A 14851-nucleotide genomic window follows, 5' to 3' on the forward strand; every position below is an offset into this window, starting at 1 on the left:
TCTGCGGGGCCGGGGCCGGGGCCGGGGCCGGGGCCGGAGCCGGGGTCGGGGTCGGGGCCGGAGCCGGGGTCGGGGCCGGGCCGTTCTCGGGGGCGCTCGTCCTGCGGGGCCGGGGCCGGGCCGTTCTCGGGATCGGTCGCTCAGCAGGGCCTCAGCAGGGTCGGGGCGGGCCCGTTTTCAGGCTCGCTCGCTCAGCGGAGCCAGGGCAGGTCCGCGTGCGCGTCCGTGGGTTCGAGGCCCTCGGCCATCACGCGCATGATCGCGCCGAGCTGCTCCACCTGCTCCGGGGAGAGCCGGTCGAACATGGCCTGGCGGACGGCCGCCACATGTCCGGGCGCGTTCTGCCGGAGGACCTCCATCCCCTCGTCCGTCAGCTGGGCGAACTGGCCGCGCTTGTCGGAGGGGCAGTCCTCGCGCCGTACCCAGCCGTTCTTCTCCAGGCGGGCGATCGCGTGGGAGAGGCGGGAGCGGGTGATCTTGGCGCTCCGGGCCAGTTCGGTCATCCGCAGCCGGCGGCGCGGGGCCTGGGAGAGCTGGACGAGGAGCCCGTAGTAGACGTGCGGCATTCCGGCGTCGCGCTGCAACTGGCGGTCGAGGTGGTCTTCGAGGAGCGTGGTGGCGTGCAGGTAGGCGCGCCAGACGTGCTGCTCCTCGTCGGTCAGCCAGCGGGGTTCGGTCATGTCTCCCATGGTTCCCATCGTACGACTCATTCTTGAAAGTTGAACTATGTAGGTCTACGCTGAAGCCGAACGCTTGAAGTTTCAAGAATGGAGGTCGTCATGGACGCCACGCCCACGCGGGAAACGGACGCCACGCGCGCGCGGATGCCCGCCCTCTACCTGTCCCACGGTGCCCCGCCCCTCGCCGACGACCCCGTCTGGCCCGGCGAGCTCGCCGCCTGGTCCGCCGGCCTCCCGCGCCCCAAGGCGATCCTCATGGTCTCCGCCCACTGGGAGGAGGCCCCGCTCGCGCTCGGTGCCACCGAGACCGTCCCCCTCGTCTACGACTTCTGGGGCTTTCCCGAGCACTACTACCGCGTCCAGTACGCCGCTCCCGGCGCCCCGCAGCTCGCCGAGGCCGTCCGCAAGCTGCTCCGCGCCCCCGGCACCCCCGTGCAGGACATCCCCGACCGGGGCCTCGACCACGGCGCGTACGTGCCGCTCGTCGAGATGTTCCCCGGCGCCGACATCCCCGTCCTCCAGATCTCCATGCCCACCCTCGACCCGCGCCGGCTCATGGACATCGGGCGCAAGCTCGCCCCGCTGCGCGACGAGGGCGTCCTGATCGTCGGCAGCGGCTTCTTCACCCACAACCTCGCCGCCCTCCGGCACACCGGCCCCGGCGTCCCGGGCTGGTCCGCCGAGTTCGACGCCTGGGGCAGCGAGGCGCTCGCCGCGCACGACGTCGACGCCCTCCTGGACTTCGAGCACAAGTCGCCCGCGGGCCGCCTAGCCCACCCCCGTACCGAGCACTTCGCCCCGCTCTTCGTCACCATGGGCGCCGCGGACGCGGCCGGCGACCTCGACGCGGAGCGGTCGGTGATCGACGGCTTCTGGATGGGACTGGCCAAGCGGTCGGTCCAGTTCGGCTGAGCCTCAGAGGACCGGCGGGTTGAGGTCGATCGAGCGGACGGCGGCGGCCAGGGCGGGCGGGTCGCCCACGTCGAGCGCCGTGTCCGTGAACTTGATCGTGTGGTCGTCGCCGTGCGCGGCCGCCCGCGCGAAGACCTCCTCGGGGCTCAGCCCGGTCCCGGTGTACGGGGCGGCCTCGCGCGGCGTGTAGGCCGCCGTCACCGCGGCCGCCGCCGCCCAGGCCGCCGCCACGCTCGGCGCCCACAGCTCGCGGGGGAGCGCGGGAAGGGCCCGCAGGACCGCGTTCGGCGCGGTCGCCGCGTGGACCAGCATGATCGGCTCGCCGTGGCCGTGGGAGGCGTACCGGTGCGTCGCCGCCGTCACCAGCTCGGCGAGCAGCTCCTTCGCCGTGTCCGGGTCCGCGGCCCCGCCCCACGCCGGGAACGCCGTCAGCTGCGCGAGCCGGTCCCGGATCCCGCCGTCCTGCTCCGGAACGGGCGGTACGGCGTCCAGCGCGGCCGCCGCCGTCGGTGCCACGGCCAGCGGGGTGAGCGGCGGGAGCGGCTGGTGGCGGGCCGCCCAGTAGCCGAGGGCGTGCGCCAGCTCGGCGCGGCGCGGCGCCGTCTCCTCCGTCGTGAGCAGGGTCCGTACGGCGTGCCCGGTACGGATCACCGGATGGGTCGCCCCGCCCGCGATGCCGGGCAGCAGCCGGGGCCACCATTCGGCGAGCACCGACCGCCAGGGCCGGTCCGTCAGCTCGCGGGAGAAGAAACGGGTCCAGTCGGTGCTGCGGGCGGGATCGCCGAGCGCCTCCCGCCAGGAGCCCACCGTGACCGGGGTGTGCGCGGGCGGCAGCTCCTCCAGCTTGGCCGCGTAGTGGTCGAGCCAGCGGTGGACGGCCGGGGCCTGGCCGTGACGGACCAGGGCCTCGACGGCCATGGGGGCGTGGTTGGTGAGCCAGCCGTTGCGCTCGGGTCCCGTGGTGTGGAGCCGTTCGAGTGCCTCGTCGAGGGTGCCGGTGGTGTCGGTCATGGGGCGACGCTAGGCCGGGGGAGCGGTACGGCGGAACGGGCTGGGGACCTAGGCCGCAGGGCGGAGTGCGGAGAGGGGAGGAGGGGGCGCGGCGCGTGGGTGAGGAGGGGCGCGGAGGGGGTGCGGCTCGTGGGTGAGGGGGGGCGGAGGGGCGCGGCTCGTGGGTGAGGAGGGGGCGGAGGGGCGCGGCCCGTGGGGGAGGAGGTGCGGCGGAGGGGCGCGGCTCGTGGGGGAGGAGGTGCGGCGGAGGGGCGCGGCCCGTGGGGGAGGAGGTGCGGCGGAGGGGCGCGGCCCGTGGGGGAGGAGGTGCGGTGGAGGCAACCGTGGGTCGCGCGGTGGCGTCTGTAGGGGTGGCGCCGCATGTGATCGCGGTCTCACCGACAGCGTGGTCGGGTGCTCCCGCGAGGGGCGCCGTTTCACCTCCGTGCCCGGTCTGACCTGCACCTCCACGGGTTCCTGCGGTATGCCCGCGGGGGCGGCGGCCGCGCAGGATACTGCATGATCGCGAAAATCCATGTGCCGGGTGGGAATTCTGTCCTGATTCCAGTCGTTGTTTCCGTCGGATGCAGGGCACCCGAAAGGGTGTCGCGACCTACTCAGCAAGGGAGCACGCATGGCAACCCGTGCCGTCGCCCGTCGTCAGACCTCCGCCCAGAGCGGGGCCGCACGGGCAAGCAGCGTTCGCGCCGTGGGCGGGGAGATCGCCGACCGCGACCTGGTCGGCATGTACCTCGACGAGATCGCGCGCACGCCCCTGCTCGACGCCGCCAAGGAGGTCGAGCTCTCCCAGACGATCGAGGCGGGCGTCTACGCCCAGCAGATACTCGATCAGGCGGTGGAGAGCGAGGGCGGCGCGACCCGCGAGGAGCTCGAGGCGCTGGTCGCCGAGGGCGAGCGTGCCAAGGACCTCTTCATCAAGTCCAACCTCCGGCTCGTGGTGGCCGTCGCGCGGCGCTATCCGCGCAGCGGGCTGCCGCTCCTCGACCTGATCCAGGAGGGGAACGCGGGCCTCGTGCGCGCGGTCGAGAAGTTCGACTACGCGAAGGGCTTCAAGTTCTCCACGTACGCCACGTGGTGGATCCGCCAGGCCATCACCCGGTCCATCGCCGACCAGTCCCGGACCATCCGGCTCCCCGTCCACCTGGTGGAGGAGCTCGGCCGGATCCGCCGGGTGCAGCGCGAGTTCAACCGGGAGAACGGGCGCGAGCCCGAGCCCGCCGAGATCGCCACCGAGCTCGGCTCGACGCCGGAGCGCGTCGTCGACGTCCTGGACTGGGCGCGGGACCCGGTCTCGCTGAACATGGGGGTGGACGACGAGGGCGAGACCCAGTTCGGCGACCTCCTGGAGGACACCTCGGCGATCTCGCCCGAGCAGTCGGTCCTGACCCTGCTGCGCAGCGAGGAGCTGGACGACCTCATCGACAAGCTCGACCACCGGACCGCGTCGATCATCCGCATGCGGTACGGGATCGAGGACGGCCGCGAGCGGACGCTGACGGAGGTCGGCAAGGAGCACGGGCTGACGCGCGAGCGGATCCGGCAGATCGAGAAGCACGCGCTGCTGGAACTGAAGAAGATGGCGCACGACACGGGCTTCGACGCGGTGGCCTAGAGCGGCCGGCGGGGGCGGGTCCGGGCGGCGCCCACCCCGTTGTGGGCAGTTGTTCCGCTGGGGCGGAACGGGTGGGCACAACGGAACGGCGCCCCTTGCCGGGCCCAGGCTTCCGCGCCTGAACCCGCACCACGGGCGGGCCGCCACTGGGGTGCGGGTCCAGGCGCGGAAGGCGGAGGCGCCCGCATGGGCGCCGTCCCGTGTGCCCACCCGTCCCGCCCTGCGGGACGATTGCCCACACGGGGGTGGGCGCCGCCCCGGTGGAACGATTGCCCGCAGCGACGGCGTCAGCGTGTCGTTGCCGAGGCGGCGCCGTCCCGTGTGCCGACCCGTCCCGCCCTGCGGGACGATTGCCCACACGGGGGTGGGCGCCGCCCCGGTGGAACGATTGCCCGCAGCGACGGCGTCAGCGTGTCGTTGCCGAGGCCAGTCGGACCGACAGGTCCCGCATGTACGTGATCAGCGGCTCCGGGCCGTGGACCGTGAAGTCGATGTCCATGAGGGCCAGCCGCAGGGCCAGCCATTCCACCGAGTCCGTGACGCGGGCGCGGAGCCGGCAGTGGTCCGGGCCCTCGGCGACCGGGACGAGGTGGGACGGGAGGCGGGCCACGACGAACTCGGCCGGGGCCGCGAAGGTCACGTCGAGGTCGACCTCGCCCTGGGACCGTGCCATCGAGCGCGCCATGTACGTGGCCGCGTCCCCCGTCGGCAGCTCGCGCGGCGTGAAGCGGGCCCCGGTGGCGAGCGGGTCGGTCACCCGGTCCACCCGGAACGTACGCCAGTCCTCGCGCCCCAGGTCGTACGCGACGAGGTACCAGCGCCGCCCGGTCGACACCAGCCGGTACGGCTCGACCAGGCGTTTCGTCTCGGTGCCGTCCCCCGCCCGGTAGCCGAACCGCAGTTTCTCCCGCCCCGTGACCGCGCCCGCCAGCGCCGTCAGGGTGGCCGGGGCGACCGTCGCGCCGTCGCCGCGGGTCAGCGGGATCGTCGCGTTCTGGAGGGTGGAGACCCGGTGCCGGAGCCGCGCGGGCAGCACCTGCTCCAGCTTGGCCAGGGCCCGTACGGACGCCTCGTCGACGCCCTCGATGGCGTGCCCGGCCCCGGCGCGCAGGCCGACGGCGATCGCGACGGCCTCCTCGTCGTCGAGGAGCAGCGGCGGCATGGCCGTACCGGCGACGAGACGGTAGCCGCCGACGGCGCCCATGGTCGCCTCGACGGGGTAGCCGAGGTCGCGGAGCCGGTCGATGTCGCGGCGGATGGTGCGGGGGGAGACCGAGAGCCGTTCGGCGAGCTCGCTTCCGGGCCACTCGCGCGGGGTCTGGAGGAGCGAGAGCAGATTCAGGAGTCGTGCCGGGGTGTCCGTCATGTCTTCCAGGATGCCGTTCATCTAGGACACGACCTGACCTATATGACTTCTATCTTCTTCGTATGAGTTCACACGACGCCGCCACCGAAGCAGCAGTGGCCAGCGACAAGCGGCGCTGGATCGCCCTCGCCATCGTCATGACCGCCGCCTTCATGGACCTGGTCGACGCCACGATCGTCAACATCGCGATCCCCAGCATCGAGAAGGACCTGGGCGCCTCGTCGGCGGTGATCCAGTGGATCACCGCCGGGTACGCACTCGCGTTCGCCGCCGGTCTCATCACCGGCGGGCGCCTCGGGGACATCTACGGCCGCAAGCGCCTCTTCCTCATCGGCACCGCCGGCTTCACCCTCGCCTCGGCGCTCTGCGGCTTCGCGGCCAACCAGGAGATGCTGGTCGGCTCCCGTCTGCTGCAGGGCGCGACGGCCGCGCTGATGGTGCCGCAGGTCCTGTCGATCGTGCACGCCACCTTCCCGGCGCACGAGCGGGGCAAGGTCTTCGGGATGTTCGGCGCGATCATCGGCCTCGGCGCGGTCTCGGGCCCGCTGCTCGGCGCGCTGCTCACCCAGTGGAACATCGCGGACCTGGAGTGGCGTCCGATCTTCCTGATCAACCTGCCGGTGGGCGTCGCGGCCCTGATCCTGGGCCGGAAGTTCATCTCCGAGTCGAAGGCGCCGAAGGCGCTCAAGCTCGACCTGGTCGGCGTGCTCCTGGTGACGGCCGCGCTGCTGATGCTGATCTACCCGCTGACGCGCGGCCGTGAGCTGGACTGGCCGCTGTGGGGTCACCTGATGATGGCCGGCAGCCTGCTCGTCTTCGCTGCCCTCGTCGCGTACGAGAAGTACAAGACGAAGAAGGACGGTTCGCCGCTCGTCGAGCTGTCGCTGTTCAAGGTGAAGAGCTTCGCCGCCGGTATCGCGGTGCAGCTGACCTTCGGTGTCGTGCTCGGCATCTTCTTCCTGGTCTGGACGCTGTACATGCAGGTCGGGCTCGGCTGGACCGCTCTGAAGGCGGGCCTGACCGGGGTGCCCTTCTCGATCTCGGTCTCGGTGGCCGCGGGCATGTCCGTGCAGAAGCTGGTGCCGCGCTTCGGCCGGAAGGTGCTCCAGGCGGGCGCGCTGACGATGGTCGCGGGCGTGCTTCTCTACTTCTTCGTGGCGGGGCGGTACGGGACCGGGATCGAGTCCTGGCAGATGATTCCGCCGCTGGTGGTCATGGGTCTGGGCATGGGCCTGATCGTGGCGCCGCTGACGGACGCGGTGCTGTCCGAGGTGCCGAAGGAGCACGCGGGTTCGGCCTCGGGTCTGATCAACACGACCGGGCAGATGGGCAACGCGCTCGGACTCGGCCTGGTGTCGGTGGTCTTCTTCGGGCAGATCGACGACGAGCGGCTCATGAAGGCTCCGGCCGAGGTCGGGGCGGCGTTCACGGACGCCTTCCAGAACGCGCTGGGCTGGGCGGCGGGCGTGCTCGCCGTGATCTTCCTGGTGATGTTCGCGCTGCCGGCGAAGCCGAAGCAGCACCTGGAGGGCGGCGGTGACGACGCCGGCGAGGCGGTGACGGCCGAGAAGGAGCCGGTGCTCGCGCACTGAGCCCTCGACGACAGGGCCCTGGTCCCGGGATGTGTCCCGGGGGCAGGGCCCTTTGCCGTACCCGGACAGGACCGATGTCCGTTCCTGCCCGCTTGAATGCCCGGATTCGTTTACTTCGCGGAAAAGCGGGCGTAGCCTGACACTGAAACCACAGGTTCGGGCATGAACGGACGTAGACAGGCATGTACGCACCCGAGCGCCAGCAAGAGATCCTCCGGATCGCCCGCGAGAGCGGACGCGTCGACGTCCTCTCCCTCGCCGAGGAGTTCCAGGTCACCGCCGAGACCGTACGGCGCGACCTCAAGGCCCTCGACCGGGCCGGACTCGTCCGCCGGGTCCACGGCGGCGCCATCCCCGCCGGACGGCTCGACTTCGAGCCCGACCTCGCCGAGCGCGAGTCCACCGCCGCCGACGAGAAGGACCGCATCGTCCGCGCCGCCCTCGCCGAACTCCCCACGGAGGGCAGCGTCGTCCTCGACGCCGGCTCGACGCTCGCCCGCCTCGCCGCCGAGATCCCGCTCGACAGCGCGCTGACCGTCGTCACCCACGCCCTCCCCGTCGCCGCCCGGCTCGCCGACCACCCCGGCATCGACCTCCACCTCGTCGGCGGCCGCGTCCGCCACCGCACCCGCGCCGCCGTCGACGCCTGGGCCCTCAGGGCGTACGGGGAGATCCGCGCCGACGTCGCCTTCCTCGGCGCCAACGGCTTCTCCGCCGAGCACGGACTCACCACCCCCGACCTCGCCGAGGCCGCCGTCAAGCGGGCCGTCGTCGCCGCCGCCCGCCGGGTCGTGCTCCTCGCCGACTCCGCCAAGCACGGCCAGGAGCACTTCGCCCGCTTCGGCGACCTGAGCGACGTCGACCTGATCGTCACCGACAGCGGGCTCAGCCCCGAGGACGCCGCGGCCATCGAGGCCACCGGAACGGAAGTCGTACGCGCATGATCCTCACCGTCACCCCCAACCCCTCCCTGGACCGGACGTACGAGGTCCCCGGCCTGGAGCGCGGCGAGGTGCTGCGCGCCGCCGCCGAACGCGTCGACCCCGGCGGCAAGGGCGTCAACGTCTCCCGGGCCGTCGCCGCCGCCGGACACCGCACCGTCGCCGTCGTCCCCCTCGGCGGCGCCCCCGGCGCCCTCGTCGCCCAGCTCCTCGCGCACCAGGGCATCGAGGTCGCCCCCGTCCCCGTCACCGGCCACACCCGCTCCAACATCGCCCTCGCGGAACCGGACGGCACCCTGACGAAGATCAACGCGCCGGGCCCGGAGCTGAGCGGCGAGGAAGCCGAGACCCTGCTCTCCGCCGTCGGCGCCCACTCGCCCGCCGCCGACTGGATCGCCTGCTGCGGCAGCCTCCCGCGCGGCCTCGCCCCCGAGTGGTACGCCCGGCTCGTCACCCGCGCCCACGGCGCCGGGGCCCGGATCGCCCTCGACACCTCGGGCCCCTCCCTGCTCGCGGCGCTCACCGCCCGCCCCGACGTCGTCAAGCCGAACGCCGACGAACTCGCCGAGGCCGTCGGCCGCCCGCTCGCCACCGTCGGCGACGCGGTCAAGGCGGCCGAGGAACTGCGGGACCTGGGCGCGGGCGCCGTCCTCGCCAGCCTCGGCGCCGACGGCCAGCTCCTCGTCACGGCGGACGGCGTCTGGTACGGCCACGCCGCCGTCGCCGCCGTCCGCTCCAACGTCGGCGCCGGCGACGCCTCCCTCGCCGGCTTCCTCGCGGCCGGCGGCGAAGGCCCCGAGGCCCTCGCGGCCGCCGTGGCCCACGGGGCGGCCGCCGTCCAGCTGCCCGGCAGCGAGATGCCCACCCCGGGCGACCTGGACCCGTCGGCGGTCACGGTGACCGCCGACGTACCCCTCGACCGAGTACTCAGCGAGCATGGGAGCCCGCGATGAGCAGGATGATCACCGCGGACCTGGTCGACCTCGACCTGTCCGCCGACAGCAAGGAAGCGGCGGCCCGTTCGCTCGCGGAGCGCATGGCCGCACGCGGCCGCGTGACCGACCTCGACGGCTTCCTCGCGGACGTCGCCGCCCGCGAGGCCCAGATGCCGACCGGCCTGGACGGCGGCATCGGCATCCCGCACTGCCGCAGCACCCATGTCACCGAACCCACCCTCGCCTTCGGCCGCTCCGCCGCCGGCATCGACTTCGGCGCCCCGGACGGGCCGGCGGACCTGATCTTCCTGATCGCCGCCCCGGCGGGCGCGGACGACGCCCATCTGACGATCCTGTCCTCCCTGGCGCGCCACCTCATGGACGCCGAGTTCACGGACGCGCTGCGCTCCGCGACGTCCCCGGCGGGGGCGGCGGCGCTGATCGCGGGGGAGGAGGCGCCGCCGGAGGAGGCTCCTGCGGAGGAGACCTCTTCTGCCACGGCCCCTTCGGTGGGGACCACTTCTGCCGAGGCCTCCGCGGAGGAGACCTCGTCGGAGGAGACCTCTTCCGGCGAGGCCGTTCCGGAGGCTCCGGTCGCCGGAGTGCCCTTCCGGATCGTCGCCGTCACCTCCTGCCCCACCGGCATCGCCCACACCTACATGGCGGCCGAGGCGCTGGAGAAGGCGGGCGAGGCCATCGGGGTCGAGGTCGCCGTCGAGACGCAGGGCTCGGCCGGGTTCACCCGGCTCGACCCGGCGGTCGTCGCCGCCGCCGACGGCGTGATCTTCGCGCACGACGTGCCCGTACGGGAGAAGGAACGGTTCGCCGGGAAGCCGACCGTCGACGTCGGCGTCAAGGCCGGCATCAACCGCGCCGCCGAACTCATCGCCGAGGTCCGGGACAAGGCCGCACGCGGCGAGGTCTCCACCGCGAAGCCCACGCCCGTCGAGAGGGCGGGCGAGCCGGACGAGGGCTACGGCACCAAGCTCCGCAAGTGGCTGATGTCCGGCGTCAGTTACATGGTCCCGTTCGTCGCCGCGGGCGGTCTCCTCATCGCCCTCGGCTTCGCCATCGGCGGCTGGGACATCAACAAGGCCCCCTCCGTCACCCAGCACTTCGACTGGGGCCAGGTCGACAGCTGGGCCGCGCTGATGTTCCAGATCGGCGGACTCGCGTTCGGCTTCCTCGTACCGGTCCTCGCCGGGTACATCTCGTACGGGATGGCCGACCGCCCCGGCCTCGTCCCCGGCTTCGTCGGCGGCGCGATCGCGCTCACCGTCAACGCGGGCTTCCTCGGCGGTCTCGTCGCCGGTCTGATCGCGGGCGGCACGGTCCTCGCCATCCAGCGGGTGCGGATACCCGCCGTCCTCAGGGGCATCATGCCGGTGGTCGTGATCCCGCTGTTGTCCTCGATCGTCGTCGGCTTCCTGATGTTCCTCGTGGTGGGCAAGCCGATCGCCTCGCTCCAGAAGGCGCTGACCGACTGGCTCTCCGGCCTCTCCGGCGCCAACGCGGTGATCCTCGGCGTCATCCTCGGCCTGATGATGTGCTTCGACCTCGGCGGCCCGGTCAACAAGGTCGCGTACGCCTTCGCCGTCGGCGGCCTCGCCAACCCCAACGAGGGCTCCCTCAAGGTCATGGCCGCCGTGATGGCGGCGGGCATGGTGCCGCCGCTCGCGATGGCCCTCGCCACGACCGTACGGGGCCGGCTCTTCACCCGGACCGAACGCGAGAACGGCAAGGCCGCCTGGGTCCTCGGGGCCTCGTTCATCTCCGAGGGCGCGATCCCCTTCGCGGCCGCCGACCCGCTGCGGGTCATCCCGGCGGCGATGGTGGGCGGCGCGGTCACCGGCGCCCTCTCGATGGCCTTCGAGTGCACCCTGCGGGCCCCGCACGGCGGCGTGTTCGTGATCCCGCTGATCGGCAACCCGTTCCTCTACCTGCTCGCGATCGCCGCCGGAACGGTCGTCAGCGCCGGGCTCGTGATCCTCCTCAAGAGCGCCCGGAAGCCCGCTCCCGAGGCCGAACCCGCGCCGGCCGTCGAGGCGAAGGTGACCGTGGCGGCCTGAGCCGGGCCCCCTGGACAGGAGGGGGCCGCCCGAGAGGGGCGGTGCGCACCGCGAGCGCACCGCCCCTCGCCCCTGCCGCCGGCGCCGGTTGACGGTGCCTCCGTACTTCGGGTCACCCATGAACCGGAGGGCGCGCATCGCCCCGGGTGTCGGGGGGCCCTCCATCAGCGGCGGCTGGATCTGGTGGTCCAGACAGGCCGCGAGGTCACCGGTCTCCCAGGGCGGCGGGCCGTCCTCGTGGTGCGGGGGCCGCTCCTTGCCGTGGTCTCCGGGCGGAGGCCCCGCCGGCGAGCTACCGCGAACAGACCCGCGCCAACCGGGCGTTCGCCGTGGAGCGCCCGACGGGGGCCGCCGCCGCCCCGCCCCCTGAAGGGACGGGGCGGGGCGGCGGCGGCGGTGCGTCAGCGGACCCTGGAGCGGGACTCCATCGCCCCGCGGGCCGCGTGCTCGTCCTCGTACACCTCGCACATGTGCCGGCCGTCCGGCGTCGCCGTGTGCTCGACCTCCCAGAGGCTGACCTCGCTGCCGTCGAGCAGCAGGAACTGGTGCTCGTAGAGGGTGAAGCCGGTGTCCCGGCCGCCCTCCACCGGGCAGTGGCGGCCGAAGGCCTGGGTGATGTGGTGCGCGAAGGCCAGCCGGAGCCGACGGGCCGTGCGCTCGCCCGGCCGGTCCGCGTTCTCCGCGCGGCGCAGGACGCGGCGCGCGTGGTCGGCGGAGTTGTCCGGCACGTACATCCGGGGCTGGGCGGGTATCGGGCGGGCGAGCAGGGCGCTCAGCAGCTCCAGGTCGTCGTCCTCCTCGAGGACGCGGCCGTCGGAGCGCTCCGCCGTCCAGCCCGGCAGCGGCCCGGTCGGCAGGCGGGAGGCGGCGAGCCGCGCCTCCGACTCCTCCGCGTACAGCTCGTGCTGCTCGGTGCCGTCCCGGCCGGCGTTGTGCGCGAGCTCCCAGAGGCTGAGCGCGCTGCCGTCGGCGAGCAGATAGGTGTGGCGGTGGGTCGTGCGGTGCAGCGACGCGCTGTGGTGCGAGGAGTGCAGCGCGCTGGAGTGGGCGAGCGCCGTGCCGAGGCGCTCGACGGTGGAGTCGGGCAGGTCGAAGGAGTTGAGGGCCCGGCCGAGGAGCCGCTCAAGGTGCGTCTCGGTCGTCTCGTACGGATCGTGAGGATCCTGCGGATCGTTCAAGAGGGTCTCCAGGCCGTCGCCGCATGTCACTTGGTGCTTGCTTAACGTAGTCCCTGGGTCTGACATCTGGTCCGGGGTTCGGGAAAACGAAGGGCCCGCTTGGTAAGTTCCCGCCCATTTCCTTCAACTCCCTTGGGCTTACCGGGAGTACGCGTCCGCCTCCGCCCCGTACAGCTCGCGGTACGAGGGGAAGTCGCCGCTCGGGCCGCGCAGACCGCCCGGGGCGGCGAGGAGCGCCTGGACGATGGCCCGGGTCACCAGGTCCGCGCCCGCCGCGAGGATCTCGTTCAGGGCGAGCGGGCCGGGCCCCTCCGGCAGTGCCCGGGCCCCGGTGGCGAGCGCGAAGACCGTGTCCCCGTCGTTCATCAGGTGCACCGGGCGCACCCCGCGCGCGATGCCGTCGTGCGCGGTGCCGGCGACCTTCCGCGCCTGGGACCGGGTGAGCGCCGCGTCCGTCGCGACGACGGCGAGCGTGGTGTTCAGCGGGGGCCGGGCCGATGCCTCGCGCGCCTCCGCGAGGCGCTGCCGGGCCGCCTTGTGGACGGAGGTGTCCGGGAAGGCGAGCCGGCCCGCGTCGTAGTAGACGCCGTACGGGACGCCGTTCGCCGGGTCGACGGCCGCGCCCACCGCGTTCACCACCACGAGCGCGCCGACCGTGATCCCCGACTCCAGGACGGTGCTCGCCGTCCCCACCCCGCCCCGCAGTCCGCCGACCACGGCCCCGGTGCCCGCGCCGACCGCGCCCGTCTCCACGCGCGCGTGGTCCCCGCTCGCGGCGGCCGCCTCCACCGCCGCCCGGCCCGTCGCCGCGTCCGGGCGGGCCGTGAAGTCGCCGCCCCGGCCCAGGTCGAAGACGCACGCGGCGGGCACGACCGGCACGACATGGGACGGGTCGGGGCCCACGCGCACGCCCCGGTGCCGCTCCTCCAGCCAGGCCATCACCCCGGAGGCGGAGTCCAGGCCGTACGCGCTGCCGCCGGTCAGGACGACCGCGTCGATCCGCTGGACCACGTTCCGCGGGTCCAGGGCGTCCGTCTCCCGCGTGCCCGGCCCTCCGCCCCGTACGTCCACGGCGGCGACGACCCCGCCCTCCGGGGCCAGGACGACCGTGGTGCCGCTCAGCGCGCCGGGCCCGGCCACGCGCGCGTGGCCGACGCGCAGCCCGGTCACGTCGGTGATCGAGTCCTGACGGCCGTTCTCCTCGGGGAGTGTCATGTCCCCTCCCTACCACGGTGCTTGGCCGAGCGCTCGGGGCAGTGTTCGGGTCAGCGCTTCGGGCCGAGGTAGGTGCCGCCCGAGGCGTCGATCACGGTTCCGGTGATCCAGCGGCCGTCCTCCGAGGCCAGGAAGGCCACCGGGTCGGCGATGTCCTCCGGCTGACCGACCCAGGGCAGCGCCTGACCGCCGATCAGCATCTTCTCCAGCTGCGGCATCGCCGCCATGGCGGCGGTGAGCGAGGCGGTCTGCGTCGGGCCGGGAGCGACGGTGTTGACGGTGATCCGGCGCTCCCCGACCACGTTGGCGAGGGTGCGGGTGAACGTCTCCATGGCCCCCTTCGTCATCGCGTACGCCAGCTCGTCGGCGAGGGCGATCCGGGTGACGGCGGACCCGATGTTGATGATCCGCCCGCCGTCCCGGAGCACCGGCAGCAGGCCCTGCACGAGGAAGTACGGCGCCCGCACGTTCACCGCGAAGACGCGGTCGAACTCCTCCGGCGTCTCGTCCGCGAGGTGCCCGCCCGAGGCCGTCGCGGCGGCGTTGTTGACCAGGACGTCGAGCGCCGCCTCCCCGGTGTGGGCGGCGAGTCCGGCCCGCACGCCCTCGACCAGCGCGAGCACCCCGTCGTGCGTGGCCAGGTCGGCCCCGACGGAGAAGGCCCGCCCGCCGTCCCGGACGATCAGGTCCACGGTCTCCTGCGCGGCGGCGGCGTCCTGCCCGTAGTGCACGGCGACGACCATCCCGTCACGGGCGAGCCGCCGGGCGAGGGCCCGGCCGATGCCCCGGGAGGAGCCGGTGACGAGGGCGGTACGGGTGGTGGCGTTCTGCTGCATGGCGGTCTCCTGGGTCCCGTGCCTCGGGGCGGGTCCCCGGGGCACGGAAGGAACACTCGCGCCGCCCGCTGACAAACCACTGACAACCGACTGACGGGCCCGCCGGCTGCGGGCGCGGGTCCCGCCGGGGCGGTGCCCCCCACGTTGTGGGCATGCGTTCCGCAAGGGGCGGTGCCCCGCCGCCCCCCGTTGTGGGCAGGCCTTCCGCAAGGGGCGGTGCCCCGCCCACCCCGTTGTGGGCAGGCGTTCCGCAAGGGGCGGAACGGGTGGGCACAACGGACCCGCGCCCTGCCGGCGCCAGAGGCTCCCGCGCCTGAACCCGCACCGCGAGTGACGGCGCACAGGTGGTGCGGGTCCAGGCGCGGAAGGCGGGGGCGCGGCCAGGCGCGCCGTCCCGTGTGCCCACCCTCCCCCAAGCTCTCGGCTTCGCTCGAGCAGGGGGACCCCCATCGCCCCAGCGGGACGATTGCCCACACGGGGGGTGGGCGGGGGCACCGCCCCGCA

Annotated in this window: 12 protein-coding genes; 6 read left to right on the forward strand and 6 right to left on the reverse strand. The window is 73.7% G+C overall.

The features are described from left to right. Window positions 1–191: 191 nt before the first annotated feature. Window positions 192–698, reverse strand: a complete 507-nt coding sequence (locus ACF07V_RS26725; protein ID WP_392157826.1) for a MarR family winged helix-turn-helix transcriptional regulator — start codon at window positions 696–698, stop codon at window positions 192–194. Between the two features lie 81 nt (window positions 699–779). On the opposite strand from ACF07V_RS26725, the gene ACF07V_RS26730 reads away from it, so the two are divergent. Further along, the gene (locus ACF07V_RS26730) at window positions 780–1592 is read left to right on the forward strand and encodes a dioxygenase (protein WP_392157828.1); all 813 of its coding nucleotides are present in this window, start codon (window positions 780–782) and stop codon (window positions 1590–1592) included. Window positions 1593–1595: 3 nt separating this feature from the next. On the opposite strand, the gene ACF07V_RS26735 is transcribed toward ACF07V_RS26730, so the two are convergent. Continuing rightward, a complete protein-coding gene (locus ACF07V_RS26735; RefSeq protein ID WP_392157830.1) occupies window positions 1596–2603 on the reverse strand; it encodes a questin oxidase family protein in 1008 nt (335 codons plus the stop codon). A gap of 613 nt (window positions 2604–3216) precedes the next feature. Here ACF07V_RS26735 and ACF07V_RS26740 point away from each other — a divergent pair. Further along, window positions 3217–4215 carry an RNA polymerase sigma factor RpoD/SigA gene (locus tag ACF07V_RS26740; protein ID WP_392157832.1) on the forward strand — a complete coding sequence of 333 codons (999 nt, stop codon included), beginning with the start codon at window positions 3217–3219 and terminating at the stop codon, window positions 4213–4215. A 406-nt stretch (window positions 4216–4621) separates the two neighbouring features. Here ACF07V_RS26740 and ACF07V_RS26745 read toward each other — a convergent pair whose 3' ends face one another. Then, entirely contained in the window at window positions 4622–5581 is a 960-nt protein-coding gene (locus ACF07V_RS26745; RefSeq protein ID WP_392157834.1) for a helix-turn-helix transcriptional regulator, read from the reverse strand. 62 nt (window positions 5582–5643) lie between these two features. Between ACF07V_RS26745 and ACF07V_RS26750 the strand changes: the two genes are divergently transcribed. From ACF07V_RS26750 to ACF07V_RS26765, 4 genes are all read left to right on the forward strand, one after another. Then, on the forward strand, window positions 5644–7173 hold the full coding sequence (locus ACF07V_RS26750; RefSeq protein ID WP_392157835.1) for an MFS transporter: 1530 nt from the start codon (window positions 5644–5646) through the stop codon (window positions 7171–7173). A 182-nt stretch (window positions 7174–7355) separates the two neighbouring features. Beyond that, on the forward strand, window positions 7356–8117 hold the full coding sequence (locus ACF07V_RS26755; RefSeq protein ID WP_392157837.1) for a DeoR/GlpR family DNA-binding transcription regulator: 762 nt from the start codon (window positions 7356–7358) through the stop codon (window positions 8115–8117). Beyond that, window positions 8114–9067: a 1-phosphofructokinase gene (gene pfkB / locus ACF07V_RS26760; RefSeq protein ID WP_392157839.1), complete on the forward strand. Its 954-nt coding sequence runs from the start codon at window positions 8114–8116 to the stop codon at window positions 9065–9067. The genes ACF07V_RS26755 and pfkB overlap by 4 nt, the downstream gene beginning before the upstream one ends. Beyond that, window positions 9064–11118, forward strand: a complete 2055-nt coding sequence (locus ACF07V_RS26765) for a fructose-specific PTS transporter subunit EIIC (RefSeq protein ID WP_392157841.1) — start codon at window positions 9064–9066, stop codon at window positions 11116–11118. Before pfkB ends, ACF07V_RS26765 begins: the two co-directional genes overlap by 4 nt. A 401-nt stretch (window positions 11119–11519) precedes the next feature. Here ACF07V_RS26765 and ACF07V_RS26770 read toward each other — a convergent pair whose 3' ends face one another. The 3 genes from ACF07V_RS26770 to ACF07V_RS26780 form a co-directional block, all read right to left on the reverse strand. Beyond that, window positions 11520–12362 (reverse strand): DUF6227 family protein, encoded by an 843-nt coding sequence (locus ACF07V_RS26770; protein WP_392157843.1) that lies wholly within the window; start codon window positions 12360–12362, stop codon window positions 11520–11522. Window positions 12363–12434: 72 nt separating this feature from the next. Next, window positions 12435–13511 carry a P1 family peptidase gene (locus ACF07V_RS26775; RefSeq protein WP_392157845.1) on the reverse strand — a complete coding sequence of 359 codons (1077 nt, stop codon included), beginning with the start codon at window positions 13509–13511 and terminating at the stop codon, window positions 12435–12437. A 50-nt stretch (window positions 13512–13561) separates the two neighbouring features. Then, window positions 13562–14347 carry an SDR family oxidoreductase gene (locus ACF07V_RS26780; protein WP_392157847.1) on the reverse strand — a complete coding sequence of 262 codons (786 nt, stop codon included), beginning with the start codon at window positions 14345–14347 and terminating at the stop codon, window positions 13562–13564. Between the last annotated feature and the right edge of the window lie 504 nt (window positions 14348–14851).

It is taken from the genome of Streptomyces sp. NPDC015661, from assembly GCF_043077765.1.
GTDB lineage: Bacteria > Actinomycetota > Actinomycetes > Streptomycetales > Streptomycetaceae > Streptomyces.

Bases quoted from the DNA above. Each gene is read 5' to 3' on its own strand.
- ACF07V_RS26765 (WP_392157841.1), top strand. From the start codon at position 9,064: ATGAGCAGGATGATCACCGCGGACCTGGTCGACCTCGACCTGTCCGCC.
- ACF07V_RS26740 (WP_392157832.1), top strand. From the start codon at position 3,217: ATGGCAACCCGTGCCGTCGCCCGTCGTCAGACCTCCGCCCAGAGCGGG.
- ACF07V_RS26750 (WP_392157835.1), top strand. From the start codon at position 5,644: ATGAGTTCACACGACGCCGCCACCGAAGCAGCAGTGGCCAGCGACAAG.
- ACF07V_RS26745 (WP_392157834.1), bottom strand. From the start codon at position 5,581: ATGACGGACACCCCGGCACGACTCCTGAATCTGCTCTCGCTCCTCCAG.
- pfkB (WP_392157839.1), top strand. From the start codon at position 8,114: ATGATCCTCACCGTCACCCCCAACCCCTCCCTGGACCGGACGTACGAG.
- ACF07V_RS26780 (WP_392157847.1), bottom strand. From the start codon at position 14,347: ATGCAGCAGAACGCCACCACCCGTACCGCCCTCGTCACCGGCTCCTCC.
- ACF07V_RS26775 (WP_392157845.1), bottom strand. From the start codon at position 13,511: ATGACACTCCCCGAGGAGAACGGCCGTCAGGACTCGATCACCGACGTG.
- ACF07V_RS26725 (WP_392157826.1), bottom strand. From the start codon at position 698: ATGGGAACCATGGGAGACATGACCGAACCCCGCTGGCTGACCGACGAG.
- ACF07V_RS26755 (WP_392157837.1), top strand. From the start codon at position 7,356: ATGTACGCACCCGAGCGCCAGCAAGAGATCCTCCGGATCGCCCGCGAG.
- ACF07V_RS26770 (WP_392157843.1), bottom strand. From the start codon at position 12,362: ATGTCAGACCCAGGGACTACGTTAAGCAAGCACCAAGTGACATGCGGC.
- ACF07V_RS26735 (WP_392157830.1), bottom strand. From the start codon at position 2,603: ATGACCGACACCACCGGCACCCTCGACGAGGCACTCGAACGGCTCCAC.
- ACF07V_RS26730 (WP_392157828.1), top strand. From the start codon at position 780: ATGGACGCCACGCCCACGCGGGAAACGGACGCCACGCGCGCGCGGATG.